The organism is Clostridium chromiireducens, assembly GCF_002029255.1.
Lineage (GTDB): Bacteria > Bacillota > Clostridia > Clostridiales > Clostridiaceae > Clostridium > Clostridium chromiireducens.
In genome coordinates, this window is the sequence record NZ_MZGT01000024.1 from 15,379 (window position 1) to 35,385 (window position 20,007).

The 20,007-nt window shown below is 29.9% G+C and carries 17 protein-coding genes and 2 other annotated features (1 of these 19 only partly in view); of the genes, 13 read left to right on the forward strand and 4 right to left on the reverse strand.

Translation table 11 applies throughout. The annotated features are described in order from the left end of the window. Positions 1 to 294, forward strand: a binding site (T-box leader) (it extends 5 nt beyond the left edge of the window). Between the two features lie 243 nt (positions 295 to 537). The 4 genes from CLCHR_RS10215 (at position 538) to CLCHR_RS10230 (ending at position 7,783) form a co-directional block, all read left to right on the forward strand. Further along, positions 538 to 3,183 (forward strand): valine--tRNA ligase, encoded by a 2,646-nt coding sequence (locus CLCHR_RS10215; protein WP_079439613.1) that lies wholly within the window; start codon positions 538 to 540, stop codon positions 3,181 to 3,183. Between the two features lie 207 nt (positions 3,184 to 3,390). Continuing rightward, entirely contained in the window at positions 3,391 to 4,230 is an 840-nt protein-coding gene (locus CLCHR_RS10220; RefSeq protein ID WP_079439614.1) for a TerC/Alx family metal homeostasis membrane protein, read from the forward strand. Positions 4,231 to 4,424: 194 nt separating this feature from the next. Then, a complete protein-coding gene (locus tag CLCHR_RS10225; RefSeq protein ID WP_079439615.1) occupies positions 4,425 to 5,732 on the forward strand; it encodes a bifunctional folylpolyglutamate synthase/dihydrofolate synthase in 1,308 nt (435 codons plus the stop codon). 68 nt (positions 5,733 to 5,800) lie between these two features. Further along, positions 5,801 to 7,783 (forward strand): HIRAN domain-containing protein, encoded by a 1,983-nt coding sequence (locus CLCHR_RS10230; RefSeq protein ID WP_079439616.1) that lies wholly within the window; start codon positions 5,801 to 5,803, stop codon positions 7,781 to 7,783. A gap of 226 nt (positions 7,784 to 8,009) precedes the next feature. Here the strand turns inward: CLCHR_RS10230 and CLCHR_RS10235 are convergent, their stop codons facing one another. Continuing rightward, a complete protein-coding gene (locus CLCHR_RS10235) occupies positions 8,010 to 8,261 on the reverse strand; it encodes a TIGR03905 family TSCPD domain-containing protein (protein ID WP_079439617.1) in 252 nt (83 codons plus the stop codon). Between the two features lie 178 nt (positions 8,262 to 8,439). Here CLCHR_RS10235 and CLCHR_RS10240 point away from each other — a divergent pair, with 178 nt between their 5' ends. Continuing rightward, entirely contained in the window at positions 8,440 to 9,351 is a 912-nt protein-coding gene (locus CLCHR_RS10240; RefSeq protein ID WP_079439618.1) for a YncE family protein, read from the forward strand. Here CLCHR_RS10240 and CLCHR_RS10245 read toward each other — a convergent pair. Beyond that, on the reverse strand, positions 9,337 to 9,861 hold the full coding sequence (locus CLCHR_RS10245) for a DUF4364 family protein (protein ID WP_079439619.1): 525 nt from the start codon (positions 9,859 to 9,861) through the stop codon (positions 9,337 to 9,339). The two genes, CLCHR_RS10240 and CLCHR_RS10245, sit on opposite strands and share 15 nt — an antisense overlap. A 171-nt stretch (positions 9,862 to 10,032) precedes the next feature. On the opposite strand from CLCHR_RS10245, the gene CLCHR_RS10250 reads away from it, so the two are divergent. Continuing rightward, complete coding sequence (locus tag CLCHR_RS10250) at positions 10,033 to 10,797, forward strand: polysaccharide deacetylase family protein (protein ID WP_079439620.1); 765 nt, start codon at positions 10,033 to 10,035, stop codon at positions 10,795 to 10,797. A gap of 232 nt (positions 10,798 to 11,029) precedes the next feature. After that, entirely contained in the window at positions 11,030 to 11,680 is a 651-nt protein-coding gene (locus CLCHR_RS10255; RefSeq protein WP_079439621.1) for a single-stranded DNA-binding protein, read from the forward strand. Between the two features lie 143 nt (positions 11,681 to 11,823). Here the strand turns inward: CLCHR_RS10255 and dapD are convergent, their stop codons facing one another. Further along, a complete protein-coding gene (gene dapD, locus CLCHR_RS10260) occupies positions 11,824 to 12,534 on the reverse strand; it encodes a 2,3,4,5-tetrahydropyridine-2,6-dicarboxylate N-acetyltransferase (protein WP_079439622.1) in 711 nt (236 codons plus the stop codon). Between the two features lie 158 nt (positions 12,535 to 12,692). Here dapD and CLCHR_RS10265 point away from each other — a divergent pair, with 158 nt between their 5' ends. From CLCHR_RS10265 to CLCHR_RS25185, 4 genes are all read left to right on the forward strand, one after another. Continuing rightward, the gene (locus CLCHR_RS10265; protein ID WP_079439623.1) at positions 12,693 to 13,838 is read left to right on the forward strand and encodes a pyridoxal phosphate-dependent aminotransferase; all 1,146 of its coding nucleotides are present in this window, start codon (positions 12,693 to 12,695) and stop codon (positions 13,836 to 13,838) included. Between the two features lie 80 nt (positions 13,839 to 13,918). Then, the gene (gene ppnP, locus CLCHR_RS10270; RefSeq protein ID WP_079439624.1) at positions 13,919 to 14,236 is read left to right on the forward strand and encodes a pyrimidine/purine nucleoside phosphorylase; all 318 of its coding nucleotides are present in this window, start codon (positions 13,919 to 13,921) and stop codon (positions 14,234 to 14,236) included. A gap of 249 nt (positions 14,237 to 14,485) precedes the next feature. After that, positions 14,486 to 14,800 (forward strand): TetR/AcrR family transcriptional regulator, encoded by a 315-nt coding sequence (locus CLCHR_RS25180; RefSeq protein ID WP_242966011.1) that lies wholly within the window; start codon positions 14,486 to 14,488, stop codon positions 14,798 to 14,800. Next, the gene (locus CLCHR_RS25185; RefSeq protein WP_242966012.1) at positions 14,767 to 15,054 is read left to right on the forward strand and encodes a hypothetical protein; all 288 of its coding nucleotides are present in this window, start codon (positions 14,767 to 14,769) and stop codon (positions 15,052 to 15,054) included. The genes CLCHR_RS25180 and CLCHR_RS25185 overlap by 34 nt, the downstream gene beginning before the upstream one ends. Before the next feature lie 191 nt (positions 15,055 to 15,245). Here CLCHR_RS25185 and CLCHR_RS10280 read toward each other — a convergent pair whose 3' ends face one another. Then, positions 15,246 to 16,085, reverse strand: a complete 840-nt coding sequence (locus tag CLCHR_RS10280) for a nitroreductase family protein (RefSeq protein ID WP_079439625.1) — start codon at positions 16,083 to 16,085, stop codon at positions 15,246 to 15,248. Between the two features lie 338 nt (positions 16,086 to 16,423). Here CLCHR_RS10280 and CLCHR_RS10285 point away from each other — a divergent pair, with 338 nt between their 5' ends. Together CLCHR_RS10285 and thrS are read left to right on the forward strand one after the other, a co-directional pair. Continuing rightward, the gene (locus CLCHR_RS10285; RefSeq protein ID WP_079439626.1) at positions 16,424 to 17,416 is read left to right on the forward strand and encodes a hypothetical protein; all 993 of its coding nucleotides are present in this window, start codon (positions 16,424 to 16,426) and stop codon (positions 17,414 to 17,416) included. A 337-nt stretch (positions 17,417 to 17,753) separates the two neighbouring features. After that, positions 17,754 to 17,986, forward strand: a binding site (T-box leader). 87 nt (positions 17,987 to 18,073) lie between these two features. Further along, complete coding sequence (gene thrS, locus CLCHR_RS10290) at positions 18,074 to 19,981, forward strand: threonine--tRNA ligase (protein ID WP_079439627.1); 1,908 nt, start codon at positions 18,074 to 18,076, stop codon at positions 19,979 to 19,981. Positions 19,982 to 20,007: the final 26 nt, after the last annotated feature.

Consider the following 20,007-nt stretch of genomic DNA (forward strand, 5'->3'; position numbering starts at 1 on the left):
AGCATTGAAAAAGAGGAGTAAAAATTTTAAGGCATTAAAGGAAACTCAGAAAATAAAATTGAGGAGTACAGTTCTTTAGCTAAATCATAGATTTAGAAAAGACTAGCAAGAGAGAGGGAGTAGCTGAAAACCCTTATGCAAGAAATTTTGAAGGTAGCTTTTGAGCTTCTTTAGTGAAATAGTAGTAGCTAAAGACGGTTTATCTGAATCGTTATTTGAATTAAGAGTCCATTAAGACATGTTATAATTGTTTTTGTGGAAATAAAGGTGGTACCGCGAGCTTTCGTCCTTTTTTGTGACGAAGGCTTTTTTTGCATTGAGAATTCGAAAGTGAGAATCAAAATTTTGTATTTTATTCTTCGAACTTTCCTTATGGGCAGCTTTGATTTGGTTATTCGAAAGCCCCCAGCGAATGAATGTGAGTCGGGTTTCCATATTTCAAAAGTAAAATTAATAAACCTAAAAAGGAAAGTTTAATTTAAACTCCTTGGAGATATTTTTACAAATGTTAACTGAACTAAGTTTGGAGGAATGAAAATGTCAGAAGAAATGAAAAATATATCAACAACCTATGATCCTAAAGAATTTGAAGATAGGATTTATAAGAATTGGGAAGAAAAAGGCTATTTTACACCAGTAGTTGATAAAAGTAAAAAGCCATATACAATAGTTATGCCACCACCAAATATAACAGGTCAGCTTCACTTAGGGCATGCCTTTGATGACACGCTTCAAGATATGCTTATAAGATTTAAGAGAATGCAAGGTTATGCAGCATTATGGCTGCCAGGTGAAGACCATGCATCTATTGCAACTGAAGTTAGGGTTGCAAACATGCTAGCTGAACAAGGCTACGATAAAAAAGAAATGGGAAGAGAAGCATTCCTTGAAAAAGTTTGGGAATGGAGCGATAAGTATAGAGCTACCATAAGAAATCAAGTTAAAAGACTTGGGGTATCAGCTGACTTTACAAGGGAAGCATTTACAATGGATGAAAATCTTAGTGCAGCTGTAAAGCATGTATTTGTTAAGTTATATAATGAAGGCTTAATTTATCAAGGAAATAGAATTACTAACTGGTGTACTCATTGTCAAACTGCGTTATCAGATGCAGAAATTGAATATGAGGAACAAGCAGGGCACTTCTGGCACATTAACTACCCATTAGCTGATGGCAGTGGTTTCCTTGAAATTGCTACAACAAGACCTGAAACATTACTTGGAGATAGCGGTGTAGCTGTAAATCCTAATGATGAAAGATATAAGCATCTTATTGGTAAAACAGTAATATTACCATTAGTAAATAGAGAAATTCCTATAGTTGGAGATGACTATGTTGATTTAGAATTTGGAACTGGTGCTGTTAAAATGACTCCTGCACATGATCCTAATGACTTTGAAGTTGGAAAAAGACATAACCTTGAAATTATAAGAGTTATGGATGATCAAGGTATCATAAATCACTTTGGTGGAAAATACCAAGGATTAGATAGATATGAAGCGAGAAAAGCTATTGTTAAAGATTTAGAAGAGTTAGGACTTTTAGTTAAGGTTAAAGATCATGCTCATAACGTTGGTACACACGATAGATGTGGAACTACTGTAGAACCAATAATATCTAAGCAATGGTATGTTAAGATGGAAGATCTGGCTAAGCCAGCGATAGAAGTAGTTAAGAATGGAAAAACTAAGTTTGTTCCTGAAAGATTTGATAAGATATATTACAATTGGATGGAAAACATTCAAGATTGGTGTATATCAAGACAATTATGGTGGGGACATAGAATTCCTGTTTATTACTGTCAAGATTGCGGTGAAATGATGGTACTTGAGGATGCACCAAAAGCATGTACAAAATGTGGAAGTACTAATTTAAAGCAAGATAATGATGTTCTTGATACATGGTTTTCTTCTGCATTATGGCCATTTTCAACACTTGGCTGGCCAAATAATACAGAAGACTTAGAATATTTCTATCCAACAAGTACACTAGTTACTGGGCATGATATTATATTCTTCTGGGTTGCAAGAATGATATTCTCAGGAATTCATTGTATGGGTGAAACTCCATTTGATACTGTTCTTATTCATGGTCTTATAAGAGATTCACAAGGAAGAAAAATGAGTAAATCTTTAGGAAATGGTGTTGATCCATTAGAAGTTATAGACACTTATGGAGCTGATGCCTTAAGATTTATGATAGCAACTGGTAATGCTCCTGGTAATGACATGAGATATTATCCAGAAAGAGTTGAATCTTCAAGAAACTTTGCTAATAAAATTTGGAATGCTTCAAGATTTGTCATGATGAATCTTGATAAGGATGTAATGAACAAATACAAAGACTGCAAGGAATATTCTTTAGCAGATAAGTGGATATTATCAGAGATGAATACTTTAATTAAAGAAGTTACAGAAAATATGGAAAAATATGAACTTGGAATTGCAATGCAGAAGGTTTATGATTTCATGTGGACTGAATTCTGTGATTGGTATATAGAACTTGTTAAGCCAGTATTCTATGGTGATGATGAAAAAGCTAAGGGAATAGTTTATAATGTATTAAACACTGTTTTAATTACAGGATTAAAATTATTACACCCAGCTATGCCATTTATAACAGAAGAAATATTCACTCACTTAAGTGATGAAGAAACAATAACAACTTCAGCTTGGCCTGTATTTGATGAAGCGTTAGTTAATAAAGAAGCTGAAAATGATATGGCTTTTGTAATTGAAGCTATAAAAGGCTTAAGAAATGTAAGAGCTGAAATGAATGTACCACCTTCAAGAAAAGCTAAAGTAATCTGCTATATAGCAGAAGATGCTAAGAAAGCATTTAATGCAGGTTCTGCATATATTGAAAAATTAGCGTCAGCTTCAGAAGTTGAATTTATAGCGGACAAAGCTAATGTTCCAGCAAATGCTGTATCTCTAGTTGTTAAGGGTGGAGAATTATTTATGCCGTTACTTGACTTAGTTGATAAAGAAAAAGAATTAGATAGATTAAATAAAGAGTTAAAGAAATTAGAAGGCGAAATTGATAGAATAGATAAAAAGCTAGGAAATCAAGGATTTGTTGCAAAAGCACCAGCAGCAGTAATAGATGCAGAAAAAGAAAAGAGAGTAAAATATGTAGAAATGTTAGAAGCTGTTGAAGCAAGAATAAAAGCTTTAGATTAAGAGATAATTAGAGGTATTGCCAAATATTATATTTGGCGGTATCTTTTTTTGTTATTTGTTTAAACATTAAACAAATACAACACTTATCCATTAATATCAGCCTAAGATTCACAAAAAAAAATAATTTTTAAATTTATAATTATTACGGATATAACAGAATAAAAATTAATATATATAATTTATAAATATTATGTGGAGGGTTTAAAATTGAAAGATAAAAAGCACTTAGTTAACTTGATTTTTTGGATATCCTTATCTATATTATTTAATATTATTGTATATTATACACGAGGTGAGAAATCTGCTATTGAATATTTTGGGGGTTACATAGTAGAAATGTCGTTAAGTTTAGATAATTTATTTTTATTTTTAATGATATTTTCAAGCTTTAGGATAAGACCAGAATATCAAGAACGGGTACTGCTATATGGTGTTATCGGAGCAATGGTATTAAGGCTGTTATTTATTTTACTTGGTGTAGCAATTGTTAGTAAATTTAGCTTCTTGCTTTCTGTATTTGGTATAATATTATTACTTAGTGGGATAAAAATATTTATAAGAGAAGATGAAAACATACAATTTCACGATAACTTTGCTGTGAAAATTTTGAGGAAAGTAATTCCAATAACAAATACTTTACATGGGAACAAATTTTTCGTAAAGCAAAATAGAACTCTTCATGCAACCCCTCTACTTGTAGTACTATTAATAATAGAGTTTTCAGATATTATATTTGCAATAGATTCAATACCAGCTATCTTTTCAATAACTACAGATACTTTTATAGTTTACACATCTAATATTTTTGCTATATTAGGACTAAGAAGCATGTACTATATATTAGAAAGAATGAATAATATGTTTAAGTTTATGAAATATGGAGTTGGATGCATTTTAATGTTTACAGGATTAAAGCTTCTACTACTATTTTGGGAAATTGAGATTTCAGTTACGAATTCCGTATTGATAATAATATCAATTTTATTAAGTAGCATTCTAGTATCTTTAGTGTGTGGAGAGATTAGTAAACTTAAGAATCGATCTTAAATACTATAATTATATAAAAAGAATAATATCAGCGTTCATAATTAAAAATTAGGTGGGAGCTTTATCTTAGAGTTCCTACTTAAATTTTTTATTATTAGTTTTTTACCTATAATTGATATATAATGTAAAGTAATACATAATAATTGTATAAACTTGATTTAAAACAGTATAGAAAAGACGAAGAGGTAATAGAAATGAGTATGACGTATAATGAAGCAATGAATTACATAACAAGTGTTGGAAGGTTTGGTTCGAATTATGGACTAGAAAGAACCTTGAGAATTCTTGAATTACTTGGAAATCCCCAAAAAAAACTAAAGCTAATACATATAGCAGGAACTAATGGTAAAGGATCTACAACTGCAATGATAAGCAAAATGCTTAGAGGGTTTGGATATAAGGTCGGAATGTATACATCACCTTATTTACAAGAATTTGAGGAAAGAATTCAGATTAATGGAGAGAATATTAATAAAAGTGTCTTAGTAAAATTATTAGAAGAAGTTAAAAGAGCTATAGATAAAGTTGTTGAAGAAGGTTATGAGCATCCAACAGAATTTGAAATAATTACTGCACTTATGTTTTTACATTTTTATAAAGAAGAAGTTGATTATGGTGTAATTGAGGTAGGTCTTGGTGGTCGTCTCGATTCAACTAATGTATTAACTCCGATAGTATCTGTAATAACCTCAATAAGTTTTGATCATACAAATATATTAGGGAATAATTTAAAGGATATAGCCAAAGAAAAGGCTGGAATAATTAAAGAGAATAAGCCTGTAATACTATATCCTCAAGAACAAGAAGTAGAAGAAGTAGTTTCTAGAGTAGCGAGGGAAAAAAACTCTAAAGTGTTTAATGTTATTAAAGAAAGTGGAAAGTTAATAGATATAAATTATGAAGATTTCAATCAAATTGTGGAAGTTGAAACAGAAAGAAATACTTATAATATTAATTTTCCACTACTTGGTGAACATCAAATATTAAATTTAGCAGTAGCTATAAATACCATAGAAGTATTATGTGATGAAGAAAAAATAGAAATAGATAGAAATATAATTGAAAAATCACTTGAAGATGTTAAATGGATAGGACGACTTGAAGTACTAAGTAAAAAGCCTTCGATTGTAATTGACGGAGCGCATAATATAGATGGAATTAAAGCACTTAGAAAAAATATTAGTAAATATTTTAAATTCAATAAAATATATTTACTGTTAGGAATTTTAGCTGATAAGCAAGTTAAAGAGATGATAGAGGTAATAACCCCGATTGCAGAGAAAGTTTATGCACTAACACCTCATAGTGAAAGAGCAGAACTTAGTGAAGATTTAAAAAAAGAGATATTAAATTATAATCCTAATACTATTGCGATTGAGAACTATGAAGAGGCATTTTCTATTGTACTTAAAGAAGCAGGAGAACAAGACTTGATCTTAATAAGTGGATCTTTATATATGATTGGAGATATGAGAAGAATAATAACTTCAAAATTAATATAAAACTGATGTAATTAATTTTTAAGAATAAAATTTGAATTTATTTAGAGAAAAGGAGTAATGAGCGTTATATGGTTAAGAAAAATGTATATGATCTTGTTTTGAATAAGAATTCAATCTATTATGATTTAAAAGAGTTTCATGATAGAAATCCTGGTATACTATATAGCTATCAAGACTTCGAAATAGCTGGCATAAGAGAGTATAAAAGTATTACTAATAAAATACGTCCTCTGGAAATTTTTGAAAAAAATAGGTTGGCAAATGAACTACTAGATATTTTATATAATGATCTTAATTTTGAAGAAAAAATTGTAAATATAAATGGCTTTATTACTTTGAATCCAATTATAAACTATTATGAAAGTTTGGTTAAGCTTTTTAGGGCCTCAATATATAGTAACGAAGGCCTTTTAGATAAAATGAGAGAAGTCATAAGTAAAATTCTTAAAAATAGCAGCAATGGTGAAGAAATAAAACTTGCCATAGTACTCTCCACAGTTTGTAATATTGAAAATATTGAGAGTATACTAAGCGTTTTTTCTATTCATAACGATTATCTTTTTTATGTAATTTATGCTTATGAATATATGGGCGAATGTAATGATAAAGTATTTCAGATATCAAAAATATCTAGAGGATATGGAAAAGTATTTTGTGTGATGAACCTTAGTCCAACAAACGATGAGATTAGAAAATGGCTGATAGAATATGGATGTGAAAATAATGTAGGAGTATCTGAACTGCTATCATATACTATGTTATCACTAGATTTAATAAAATACTTAGAGGATATTGGATTAAATAAAGAAAAATTAGATATTTTCTCAAAATCATTTAGTGTTTTGTTATCTGATTATGGGATAGATGATATAAAAAATTCAATAAAAGTTTGTAATAAACTTCTAGATATTATTGATAGTATTAATGGGAAAATATATTCATTATATGCTGTGATTTCAATTCTTTATTCTATTGAAGCAATAATTATTGACGAATATAAAAATAAAAAAGAAGCTATTTCCTATAAATTTAATAATGATTATAAAAGTATAATTGAAAAATGTAAAAGAATTTGTAAGAAAAATATATGGCATGAAATAATAGCAAGCGAAGTATCAAATATAGAAATAGAAAGCAGTGTCCTAATCAGTTGTGCTGAAAAGACAAAATACAGGTTGAAAAAAAGGGAATATGAAATAATCTTAAAAAGAGATTGTACGAATGCATTATTATATAAATATGCATTTTCAGTTGGAAGTAAAGCAATAAAAAAATGTGCATTTGACTTAGCACTACAAAAATTGCCTATGGATCAAATTTTCAGAGGACAGGATGAATTAAAAATAGAGACTTTGGCTTATGATGATATAGCCCAGATATGTGTATTTATTATAATAAAATATTCGCAATACGAAGAATTTCCAGAAAAGTATAAGGAATTAAATCTTCAAGCATTAAGGTCGCCGTTAATTGAAACAAGAATACAGGCTGCAGTAAATCTTCAAAGATTTAGAAGTGAATTTGATTCTGATGATGAAGAAATTATAAACGATGCAATCAGCTCAGAGATGGTTGCACATGTAAGAAGATCTCTTAATTCACTGTTAATTGAAAGTAGTGAAAAAGAAAAGAGATATGTTGGGGTAAATGAAAATATGCACATAGATATTCATGTTAAAGATATATATTTAATTAATTTAAATATTGCTGGAACTATATATGTGGATATGAGTGAAATTTATAATAAATTACTTGAAGAGGATATTGTTTATTTCCATTTAACTAGAGAATATAATAATCAGCATGATCAAAATGATATACAGGTTATAACTACAGAAGGGTATGTTATAGGGTATGTTCCTAGAGATAATAGTACTATAATGAAAAATCTCATGGATAAAGGGAAATATTTATATGGAAAAATAAATGAACTAAGTGAAGATTATAATAATATAAATATTAATATTTATTTGAGCTACAAAGATGTTATAGAAGAGGTGACAAATACCTTATCGCTGTTATCAGGAGAGAGAGAATACTATCTACAATAGAGTGTATATTTTTATATAGATAAACTAATTAAGACTTAAACTTAAACTTTGAAAAATATCTCGACTGGAACAAAAGTATGTTGCTTAGTTCTGGTATGGCATTTATTGAAAGTATAACTATAATTATATTATTAAAAGAGGTTGTACCAAATTGTTTAGTCCTAAGAATTATAGGGCTAAACAATTGTTACAACCTTTTTTATAAATAAATTATTAGATAGTTTATTTATATACTTTTTTCTTTCCAAGACAATAGAGCTTTAGATAACTGATCAGGACAAGATGTACCTCTGTTCCTACAATCAATTCCTTTTAATTTTTCGATCACGTCATCAACTGGCATACCCTTTACTAGATGGCCTATACCTAGAAGATTCCCTGAACATCCGCCGATAAATTCTACATCCTCAACAATATTATTTTTAATTTCAAGATTAATTGTACTTGAACAAACACCTGATGTCTTATATGAAAACATTAGAAACACTCCTTTATTATTTTTTTGCACGACTTGTATACTATGAGTCGAGTTTGCTTTATTATACAAGAAATCTGTCAAGAAATAAAGAGATTACAATTAATTAGTTGTGCCAATAATGTACTTCTAGAATATATTAGAGGTAACAGAGTGATTATCTTATAAGGAGGAAAATGGAATGAGTTATCTTATTTTATGTAGCACTGGTTCAGATAGTTTAAACAAGATAAATACTGAGAATTTAAAAACTCAAAGTATGGTTTTATCTATTGGTGAAAGTCCATTTGGTCCTCATGGATTATCACTATATAAAGATAAAATCTTGGTAGCTAACAACTATAATAATAGCATTTCATTAGTTGATTATAATGCGTTCAAAGAAGAAAATAATCTATATATAGGTGCTCACCCAAATGATGTAGCTGCCAATGATGATATAGCATATGTTTCATGTGGAGAATCAAATTCGCTCATAACATATGATTTAATGAATGAAAGAGTTAATTTCGAGATTCCTACAGGTAGGTTTCCACATAATGTTACATTAATTAAAGAAAAAAGTATTATTTTTGTTAGTAATATGGGGGATGACAGCATTTCTGTAATTGATTATATAAATAATAAAGAAATAAAAAGAATCCGAGTAGAGAGTACACCAATAAAAATAAACATATCAAAAAATAGGAAATACTTATATGTATGCATGAGTTATCTTGGTCACGATAAAAACGGAAGTATAGGTATTATAGAATTGAAAACTTTAGAATTAATTAATAAAGTTACAGTAGGATTCTCACCAGTAGATTTATTCGAGGAAGGAAATTATCTTTATGTTTCAAATTTATGTGGTGGGTCTATTAGTATTGTTAATTTAGTTGATCTAAAAGAAGAAAATAGATTAATTGTTGGAGGAATGCCAAGGGGTATTGTTAAAGATGGAGATAATTTATTCGTAGGAGACTATCTAAATGGACTATTGAATATAATAAATCTCAAGAGTAAAAATGTAAAAGCCATACCTATAGGGTCTGAACCTAATAGTATGACTTTGTCGCATGATAGTATACTATCACAATTAACTAATAAGTAAATTAATTATATTAGTATAGATATCTGAAGGATTTTCCTTCCACCTATTGCAAATTAAAGTGGCTTGATTTTTTGAAGGAACTGACAATTTTAATTCCATTAATAAAGATTCGTTTTCAATTGCTTTTAAGTCGACTATAAAGCTATCATTGGAACCAAGAGTATAATCTGCATGTATAGTTAGTTCTCTTTTAATTGATTCTATTTTTTCTTTAATATACTCATTTGTTATTGAAATTTTTGAAGGGGATATTCTGTCTTTAAACAAAGAGAGAACATTATCTCCTTTTTTTGTTAATATCAATAATTTCTTATCGTTAACTTCATGATATTCTACGAAATTTGATTCTTCAAGCTCAGATAAATATTGTTGAAATGTAAAATAATTGATAAAGTTATTTTCAAGAATTATTTCAGTAAGCTGATTATTTGATATTGGATTTTTTATCGACTTTAAAACATATAACATAAGTAATTTATTTTCTGCTAATTCTGATGAACTTTCGTACATAATTACCTCCATAACCTCTGAAAATATATTTTTATTATAACACAAAAAATTTTTAAGTGAATAAAAAAGTCAAAGATAATTTATAAATGTAAATCTATGTAGTGGTATAAATGAGTAAAATCTGAATAAAATAGTTTATATAAGAAATATAAAGTTAAAGGGGTTAGGAAAGTGGTATGGAAGAAGAAGAGAATAGGAATTGATATAATATTAATTATTTTTTTGGTTTTTATATCAATTGGAATCAATAAAGATACACATGTCATGGCAAAAACTCAAGAGGAGTCACCTATTTATTGTGTTGACACTGATGAGAAGGTAGTTAGCTTGACATTTGATATAAATTGGGTTGAAAAAGATAATGTTAATGTAATATTAGACATATTAAAAAAATATAATGTAAAAGGAACATTCTTCATAATGGGAGGATGGGTTAATACCAGTGAAGATAATATAAATAAATTAAAAGCAATAAAAGAAGGGGGGCATGAAATAGGCAATCATAGTTATATTCATCCTAGTTTTATAAAAATAGGGGTAGATAGGATGAAGACAGAAATAGATAAAACTAATGATATTATTGAGAAATATACAGGCGAAAGACCTAAATTATTTAGATTCCCAAGTGGGGATTACAATAAAGATGCTTTTGCTAAGGTGAGAAACTTAGGATATATGGCTATCCAATGGAATGTTGATTCTGTTGATTGGAAGGAGTTATCAGCTGAAACGGAGTATAACAGGGTAATTAAAGGTGTTAAGCCAGGTTCAATTGTTCTATTTCATAATGCAAAAAATACCCCTGAAAATTTAGATAGGATTATAAAAGAATTAAAAGATAAAGGTTATGAATTTAAAAGTGTAGGTGAAATGATTTATTCTGATAACTATACAGTGGACAATCAAGGGATTCAACATAAAGTGAAACTTGATTAGGCTAGAGCTGAATCTTAGTTGGACTTATACCCGCTAGGCGCAATATCCAGGAACTTAGTGCCACTTACCACTATATTTAAGATGGTGATTTATTAGAGGCAGTTAGTAATAGGATAAAAAAAATTAATATTTATTGAAAAATAACTAGTTTCTGTATTATAATGGTAATATATGCTAATGGGAGCATATATTACACAAAATAAAATAATTTCCGATGGAGAGAGGGATTACAATGGATAATTTAATGTTAAATAACAAAATTTACCTTGAGGGCAAGGTAACATCTGGATTAGAGTTTAGCCATGAAATGTATGGGGAGGGGTTCTACACTTTTGATTTAGATGTAATGAGATTAAGTGATTCAGTGGATACATTAAATATTACTGTTTCAGAAAGATTATTAAGCGATGTAAAATTAGAAGTGGGTACTGACGTAATTGTAGAAGGACAACTTAGATCTTATAATAAATTTATAGATGGATCTAATAAACTTATACTTACTGTATTTGCGAGAAATATTGAACCATGCTTAGAGAGAAGTAAAAATCCTAATGAAATCTTCTTAGATGGATATATTTGTAAGGAACCTATTTATAGAACAACACCTTTTGGCCGTGAAATTGCTGATGTGCTATTAGCTGTAAATAGAGCATATAACAAATCAGATTATATTCCAACAATTGCATGGGGAAGAAACTCAAGATTCTGTCAAACTTTAAATGTTGGGGATAATATTAAAGTTTGGGGAAGACTTCAAAGCAGAGAATATCAAAAAAAGGTATCAGATAGTGAAGTTGTTAAAAAGGTTGCATACGAAGTGTCAATCTCCAAAATGGAAAGAGCACATAAAGAAGAAATCACCGGAGAAGAAGGTGCAGTTTAATCTTAAGAAATATTAATATTTAAGATTATTTATTACATTATTATTTTAAAATTAAAGATAAAGTTAAAGGTTCCAATAAGATAAAACTTATTGAAACCTTTTTTGCTGTTAGTATTTTTGTATGTAAGTCAAATTGATAAATTTTATTTTCTTAAGTCATCCAAAATCTGAGTTTTATCTTTTGTCTTATCATCTACTTCTTTAATTATTTTAGCAGGTGAACCAGCAACAACAACATTAGCAGGAACATCTTGAGTAACTACTGAACCAGCAGCAACAACACTACCTGCACCTATTTTAACTCCTTCAAGAATTACTGCATTTGCTCCAATTAAAGCATTATCACCTATCATGCAAGGATCTTTACTTGGTGGTTCTAAAACACCAGCAACAACAGCGCCAGCACCTAAATGAACGTTTTTACCTAATTGTCCACGAGCTCCAACTACAGCATTCATATCAACCATAGTTCCATCGCCAATTTCAGCACCAATATTAATTACTGCTCCCATCATAATAACAGCATTCTTACCGATAGTAACCTTATCTCTGATAATAGCGCCTGGTTCAATTCTAGCATCTACTTCAAGTAAATCTAGCATTGGAATAGCAGAATTTCTTCTATCATTTTCTATTCTAAAGTGTTTAATAAGATGTTTATTATCTAATACTATTTTAGTTATAGAATCAGATTCTCCCATTAGTATATAAAATCCGTTAGAACCATACCATTCTACATCATTCATTTCAGCATTGCTCAAATCTCCATTTACATAAACTTTTACTGGAGTTGATTTTTTTGATTCCTTAATAAATCTTGCAATTTCATAAGGATCTGTTAAATTATATGACATTATATCACCCTTTCCATTATTTTCGCAATCATCCTTATTATAATAAAGATTTAACCCAATTAAAAGAGTAATAATCAAAAAAATACAAATAGTTTGAAACAACTTAGGTATTGTTGTAAAATAAGTGTATATTGCAAATAATAGGGGGCTTATTAATTATGAATAAACAAGTTGAAAAAATTCAGATTTCCGGAATAAGGAGATTTGCTGAAAAGGTTAAAAAGGTAGAGGGTGCAATTTCACTTACTATTGGTCAGCCTGACTTTCCGGTGCCAAAGCACATATCAGAAGCGATGATTAATGCTATAAATACAAATAAGACAGTTTATACATCAAATGCAGGTGTAGATGAACTTAGAGAAGAAATATGCAGATATTTAAAGAACTTTGATATAGATTATGATAAAGATGAAATATGTATAACAGTTGGTGGCAGTGAAGGTTTATATTCAGTATTATTTGCTATAATGAATCAAGGAGATAAAATATTATTGCCAGGACCTGCGTATCCTGCTTATGAAAATATTTCTATAATGATAAAAGGGGATATCATAACTTATCCGTTAAAAGATGATTTTAGTTTAGATATAGATGCAATTAGAAATAAGCTAGAAACGGAAAATATAAAAGTCTTAATGCTATCTTTTCCTTCAAACCCTACAGGAGCAATTTTGTCTAAAGAGGAAAGAGATTCTCTTATAGAGCTTATTAAGGAAAAGGATATTATAGTAGTTACTGATGAAATGTACTCAGCTATTATTTTTGATGAATACTATTCTGTAGCACAAGATAAGGAGATAAAAGATAAGGTCATTTATGTAAGCGGGTTTTCTAAAATATTTTCGATGACAGGCCTTAGAATTGGTTATGTAGCATGTCCGGAAAAGTATATGAAAGAAATTATGAAGGTTCATCAATATGGCGTTTCATGCGCTCCATCAATAGCTCAATATGGAGTATTAGAAGGTCTGCAAAAATCTTTGGATGATGTTGAAGAGATGCGAAAAACTTTTGAAAGAAGAAAAGATTATTGCATGAGTAGGCTAAAGGCACTTAATTTAGAAGTTGCAGAACCAAAAGGAGCGTTTTACATTTTTCCATCAATAAAGAAGTTTAATATGTCATCAGAGGAATTCTGTGAAAAATTATTAAATGAAGGGAAACTGGCTTGTGTACCTGGAACAGCTTTTGGAGAATTAGGAGAAGGCTATATGAGAATATCATATTGTTATAGTGATGAAATTCTTAAGGAAGCATTTGATAGGTTAGAAAATTTTTTAAAAACGAAATTCAAATGTTGTTAATTAGAATATCTTTACGTTAATAAAATATTTTATCCTTAAAGATATTTTAAATATAAATACAATAAACAGGGGGCATAAAAATGAGTGAATTTAAAAACGTGACAGCAGTTAAAAAAGCAAATGTATATTTTGAAGGAAAGGTAACTAGCAGAACAATTATATTTGAAGATGGTGAAAGAAAAACTTTAGGTATAATGTTACCAGGGGATTATGAATTTGGCACCGGTGATAAAGAAATCATGGAGATTCTTGGTGGATCAATGGATGTCAAATTACCTGACTCAGATAAATTTGTTACATATAAAGAAGGCGATACTTTTACAGTACCAGCCAATTCTAAATTTAGTTTAGTAATAAAAGAAGTAGCAGATTACTGTTGCTCTTATATTAAAGAATAATTAAGGTTAAAAAATAATTGTACAGATATGGAAATGAAAGCATCTGCTCATTTTAGCGGGTGCTTTCATATTTTTCTTTAAGTATATTTACAAATTAAAATAGGTTTAAACATTTATATGTAACTTTGTTTATAGAAATAAATTTTTAAATGAATATATATTTAAAAATTTATTTTTATAGAAAACTATGTAAAAAGAAAAATATAAACATATGTAAATATTTATAGGAAATAGCAGGGGGTGATAAATTTGGAAAAAATATCGTTAGATAAAGAAATGATCCTTAATGCAACAGAAGAAGTAATTCGCCGTTTCGGACCAGATAAAGCGAATATCACTGACGTGGCAAAATCATTAAAAGTAAGCCACGCTGCTATTTATAGATATTATAATGGAAAAACAGCTTTATTGAATGCTGTTACCGAGCGTTGGCTTACGCATTTGCATGCTCCGTCAAATGATACATTAAAAGAAGTGTTAAACTTAGTAAATTACTCGAAAGCTTTGTTGAAGCTAAACATCGCAGTGCCATTAATGAGCCAGAAATGTTTGCAAATTATATAAAACTAGCTAAGAGCTCAATGGAGGTAATAGAAAAGGGCATAGAAGAGGGTATTAATAGTATTGAGAAGATTATCGTACAAGGAATTACAGAAGGTATATTTTTTACAGGATCTCCTTATCAAGAGGCGAAAGCTGTATATCTTGCAACCAGAGTTTTTATTCATCCAAACTCATTCGAAGATCCTGACCGAAAACAAAACATAAAATCCGTTGTAAATCTTCTAATAAAGGGACTCAAGAATTCTAATAAATAAATACTTTACACAAGAAATGGCCGACAATAAGTCGGCCATTTCGTATATAATTATCTAAATCACAGTAAAAATATATATTGTGCAAAAATAACTCTTCGTTATTAATGTGAAAAATTCTGTAAGAATTTTAATTAGATTGATCATTGTGCATTGTAACATATATATAAAATTATAAAGCAATGTAGCTTGTATTATTTCCCCCAAGTAACTTTCAATGGATTTCTATCTACTAAACGTTTATACGTGTACTTCGGAAAACCAACCATCAATCCTCCTGTAACTTTCATATCTTCTGGCAAATTCAAAATGTCAAGCAATGGTTTATAGCCAGAAGCAGCACAAGCGTCAAAAAATCCGGTAATGCAAGTTCCAAGCCCCATTGAAGTCGCGTAAAGCTCAGTATAAGCTAGTGAAAAGAGCGTGCTGTCATGAGCAGTTGGTGAAGCATTTTTATTAACTATTGGTATTACTAAACAAGGAGCATTACGTAATACAACATCCTCACCAGTTTCACGATAGTGGGTTACATGCGCAGAAAATGGTGCCTCATATGGTGAGCCGGCATAAGGTGGATTTTTCAATGCCTCTTCCAACCAATCAATAGCAACTGATGTGATTTTACGGAGCGTGTCCACATTATCGATGACATGATAAGAAATACCTTGTGAATTACCACTTGTTGGCGCAAATCTTGCCATATCTAAAAGCTTTTCAATCTTTTCTCTAGGAATTGGTTTATTTTGAAACTCTCTAATAGAACGTCTGCTGCGAAGAAAGCGTGCAGCAGTATCTTCGTCAAGAACCGGTGTTTTTTCTAGTGCTACTTGATTTGCTAAAGGGGTTTTTATATTATCAAATGCTGCACAGTGACAAACAGCCACACAGTGACCACACGAAATACAAAATTGTCCTACTACTTTCGGTCCATTTTCGTCTATACCTATAACACCAGTTGGACAGACTTTGGAACAACTACCACACATAGTACACTTAGTTAGATCAACCTGTATTAAATCTCTAATCTTTTCCATATTTATATTTCCTCCTCTTATGATGGTTATGTAATTCATTTGGTTACAAAAATTACTTTTTGTAATTTGTAGCTTTATTGTATCATAGGACATATCTGATTACAAGTTATTAAATTTGTAACTTATTATAAAAATCTATTCTTTGTGATTTGAAATCTGTGACATTTATGATTTATATTATAGTTATAAAATTACTGGTGCCGCAGTATTTTGAATAATAACAGTAGTTATAAGACAATAAGATAAAATAGAAAGTTATAAATAAATTAATCATTGATGGAAACTATAGTGATGAGTATATAATTTATATTGAAAATAGAAAAGAAGAGGTGACTTATATGATTTTATCAGGATTAATATTTGGAATTTATCCACTAAGTTTGGCAGGTACGCCTTTTGGTTTGGCTGTCGGGCCTGAAGATAATTACGAAAAAATTGAAATTGCTCTCAGAGATCTTCGAGCCGAATCTAAAAAGTTATTTACTAGAAGTTATTTGATTTATACAAAGGAATGGGAATCAAAAATGTTATCCAATGCTGACTATTATCGTGATAATGGTTTATTAGGAGATTTGGTTATAGGGTGTGGGGATTGGACTCAGCAGAAAGAAATTGAAATAGAGTTTGAGAATTGGCTTGGATTTATTAGAAAAGTTATTGACAGATATGGTTCGTATTTAGCTTCAATTCAAATCACAAATGAACCTAATTTGTCGTTTATGGAAGGCTCAAAACCTTATATAATAGCTGCACTAGTAAAAGGAGTAATTACAGCAAAAAAAGAAGCACAAAAAAGAAATTTGCCAATAAGAATTGGATTTGGATCTGTACCTGAAGGTCCTGCAGCGATAGATATTTTTTGGGAAAATCTCGCAAAGGTTGGAGGAAAGAAATTTAGTGATTCAGTTGATTTTGTTGGACACAACTTTTATGTAGACGTATTTGAAGATAAACCTCTAGATTTAAATGAGATACCTTTAGCTGTAGAAAAAATACTCCGCAATTTAAGAGAAAAAAATCTTATTACAGCAGGGATACCTACTTCAGTCCCTATACGAGTTACAGAAAACGGATGGCCTACAGGAAAGAATCCCGTTGCGAACATAGAAAGAACTTATGAGCGTCAAACTGAGGCTCTTGAAACAATTATTAGCACAGTCTATAATCTACGAAATGAACTTAATATTTCTCATTATGAACTCTTCGGGCTTAGAGATGCAGATAGTTCTAAAGAAGACCTTTTCCATCAATACGGAATTATGCGTGATGATTATTCACCAAAACTAGCTTATGATACATTTAAAAGATTAATACAAGAATTAGGTATATGAAAAAATAATTTTGAAGTGGGATTATGTCTATAATCTGCCTAATATAATTTTTTGATGCAGTGATTAATAACAATTATCTTCTTTAAAAATATAATAGTTTTATATTGGCAGTCGCATTATGATTTACCAAGGGATAACGATAAATTTAGTGGAATAATGATAAATGGCTGCATATATAATTTATTGGCCTAAAGAACAAATTAAAAAATTACAGAAATAAAAGATAACGGGCCCATGAAATTGAAATAAAATAAAGATATTTACAAAAGGATAAAAAAGTGGTAATATTTATTCTTAATAAGAGTAAAGTGCACGTAACTTTTAAAAAATAAATATTAGATGGGCAATGAAAGGGAAAAGTATTATAGACTACAGTTTTCAGGGAGGGAGTGTCACCGATTGTAAGCATTCCTAAATATGACTATAAGAAAAACTACCCTGGAGCTATGGCTTATTAGCAAAATTTTGTGAAATGCCATCGGTGAAAATCGTTAAAAATTATAGAGATGAATTGAGTTATTATAAATTCAATTTGGGTGGAACCACGGATATTATGCATTCGTCCCAAGGCTTGGGAGGAGTGCTTTTTTTGTACAAAAAATTAAGAATATTTATATAGAAACGCAAATTGGTTTAGAAAAAAGGAGGTAAAAAGTTATGATAAATATAAGACTTAAAGATGGATCAATAAAAGAAATTCCTGAAGACTCTAGCATTTATGACCTTGCAGGATTAATCAGCAAAAATTTAGTTAAAGCTGCTATAGTGGGGGAAGTAAATGGAACCATAGTGGATTTAAGCTCCAAACTAAAAGATAATGATGAGGTGAATATTTTAACATATGATGATGAAAAAGCAATTGAAGTAATAAGACATTCTACTTCTCATATTATGGCTCAAGCAGTAAAAAGACTTTATAAAAATGCAACACTTGCTATAGGCCCATCAATAGAAAATGGTTTTTATTATGATTTTGATATGGAAAATTCTTTAACAGCAGAAGACTTAGTTAAAATAGAAGCAGAAATGAACAAAATAATAAGTGAAAATTTAAGTTTTGAGAGAATGGATGTTTCAAGAGAAGAAGCAATAAGGCTAATGGAGGAAAAAGGAGAAAGATATAAAGTAGAGTTAATCTCAGATCTTCCAGAAGGTGAAAAAATAACTTTATATAAACAGGGAGATTATACTGACCTTTGCAGAGGGCCTCATATTCCTTCTACAAAATATGTAAAAGCTTTTAAATTAATAAGTGTTGCAGGTGCGTATTGGAGAGGAAATGAAAAAAATAAGATGCTTCAAAGGGTATATGGAGTGGCATTTTCAAATAAAACTTTATTAGAAACTCATCTGCATAATTTAGAAGAAGCTAAAAAGAGAGATCATAGAAAATTAGGAAAAGAATTAAAATTATTCACTTTTGCAGATGAAGGACCAGGGTTTCCATTTATGCTTCCTAAAGGAGTAGTCATAAAAAATACTTTAATTGATTTTTGGAGAGATCTTCATTATGCAGCAGGTTATGTAGAAATAGAAACACCAATAATGCTTAATAAAAAGTTATGGGAAACTTCAGGCCATTGGTATCATTATAAAGAAAATATGTATACTTCAATGATTGATGAAGAAGAATTTGCTCTAAAGCCAATGAACTGTCCAGGTGGAATGCTTATATATAAATCTGAGCCTCACTCATATAGAGATTTCCCAATGAGAGTTGGTGAGCTTGGAAGAGTGCATAGACATGAACTTTCAGGGGCATTGCATGGACTTATGAGAGTAAGAGCATTTACACAAGATGATGCTCATATATTTATGCTTCCAAGTCAAATTAAATCAGAAATTAAAGGCGTTATAGACCTTATTGATAAGGTATATTCAAAGTTCGGATTTAAATATAATCTTGAACTTTCTACAAGACCAGAAGATTCAATGGGAAGTGATGAAGATTGGGAACTTGCTGAGAGTTCATTAAAAGGTGCTTTAGACGAATTAAATTTGGATTACAAAATAAATGAAGGTGATGGAGCTTTTTATGGACCTAAGATAGATTTCCATCTTGAAGATAGTATAGGAAGAACATGGCAGTGTGGAACAATTCAATTAGATTTTCAACTTCCTCAAAGATTCGAATTAGAGTACATTGGAAGTGATGGAGAAAAGCATAGGCCAATAGTAATTCATAGAGTTGTATTTGGAAGTATAGAAAGGTTTATTGGAATACTAATAGAACATTTTGCTGGCAAGTTTCCAACATGGCTTTCACCAGTACAGGTTAAAGTATTACCTATATCAGATAAATACAGCGATTATTCAGTAAAAGTTAAGAATGAATTAAGTGCAGCTGGAATAAGAGTTGAAATAGATTTTAGAAGTGAGAAGATAGGTTACAAAATAAGAGAAGCTAGAAATGAAAGAATTCCTTATATCGTAGTTGTTGGAGAAAAGGAAGAAGCTGAGAATAAAATATCTATGCGAAGCAGAAAAAATGGTGATGAAGGAATTTTAGAATTAGAAGAACTAATACAAAGAATTCATGAGGAAGTGACAAACAAAGAGCTTTAATGTAGATAGGGTGAATAAATATATGT

Bases quoted from the DNA above. Each gene is read 5' to 3' on its own strand.
- CLCHR_RS10215 (WP_079439613.1), top strand. From the start codon at position 538: ATGTCAGAAGAAATGAAAAATATATCAACAACCTATGATCCTAAAGAA.
- CLCHR_RS10225 (WP_079439615.1), top strand. From the start codon at position 4,425: ATGAGTATGACGTATAATGAAGCAATGAATTACATAACAAGTGTTGGA.
- CLCHR_RS10230 (WP_079439616.1), top strand. From the start codon at position 5,801: ATGGTTAAGAAAAATGTATATGATCTTGTTTTGAATAAGAATTCAATC.
- CLCHR_RS10235 (WP_079439617.1), bottom strand. From the start codon at position 8,261: ATGTTTTCATATAAGACATCAGGTGTTTGTTCAAGTACAATTAATCTT.
- CLCHR_RS10240 (WP_079439618.1), top strand. From the start codon at position 8,440: ATGAGTTATCTTATTTTATGTAGCACTGGTTCAGATAGTTTAAACAAG.
- CLCHR_RS10245 (WP_079439619.1), bottom strand. From the start codon at position 9,861: ATGTACGAAAGTTCATCAGAATTAGCAGAAAATAAATTACTTATGTTA.
- CLCHR_RS10255 (WP_079439621.1), top strand. From the start codon at position 11,030: ATGGATAATTTAATGTTAAATAACAAAATTTACCTTGAGGGCAAGGTA.
- dapD (WP_079439622.1), bottom strand. From the start codon at position 12,534: ATGTCATATAATTTAACAGATCCTTATGAAATTGCAAGATTTATTAAG.
- CLCHR_RS10265 (WP_079439623.1), top strand. From the start codon at position 12,693: ATGAATAAACAAGTTGAAAAAATTCAGATTTCCGGAATAAGGAGATTT.
- ppnP (WP_079439624.1), top strand. From the start codon at position 13,919: ATGAGTGAATTTAAAAACGTGACAGCAGTTAAAAAAGCAAATGTATAT.
- CLCHR_RS10280 (WP_079439625.1), bottom strand. From the start codon at position 16,085: ATGGAAAAGATTAGAGATTTAATACAGGTTGATCTAACTAAGTGTACT.
- CLCHR_RS10285 (WP_079439626.1), top strand. From the start codon at position 16,424: ATGATTTTATCAGGATTAATATTTGGAATTTATCCACTAAGTTTGGCA.
- thrS (WP_079439627.1), top strand. From the start codon at position 18,074: ATGATAAATATAAGACTTAAAGATGGATCAATAAAAGAAATTCCTGAA.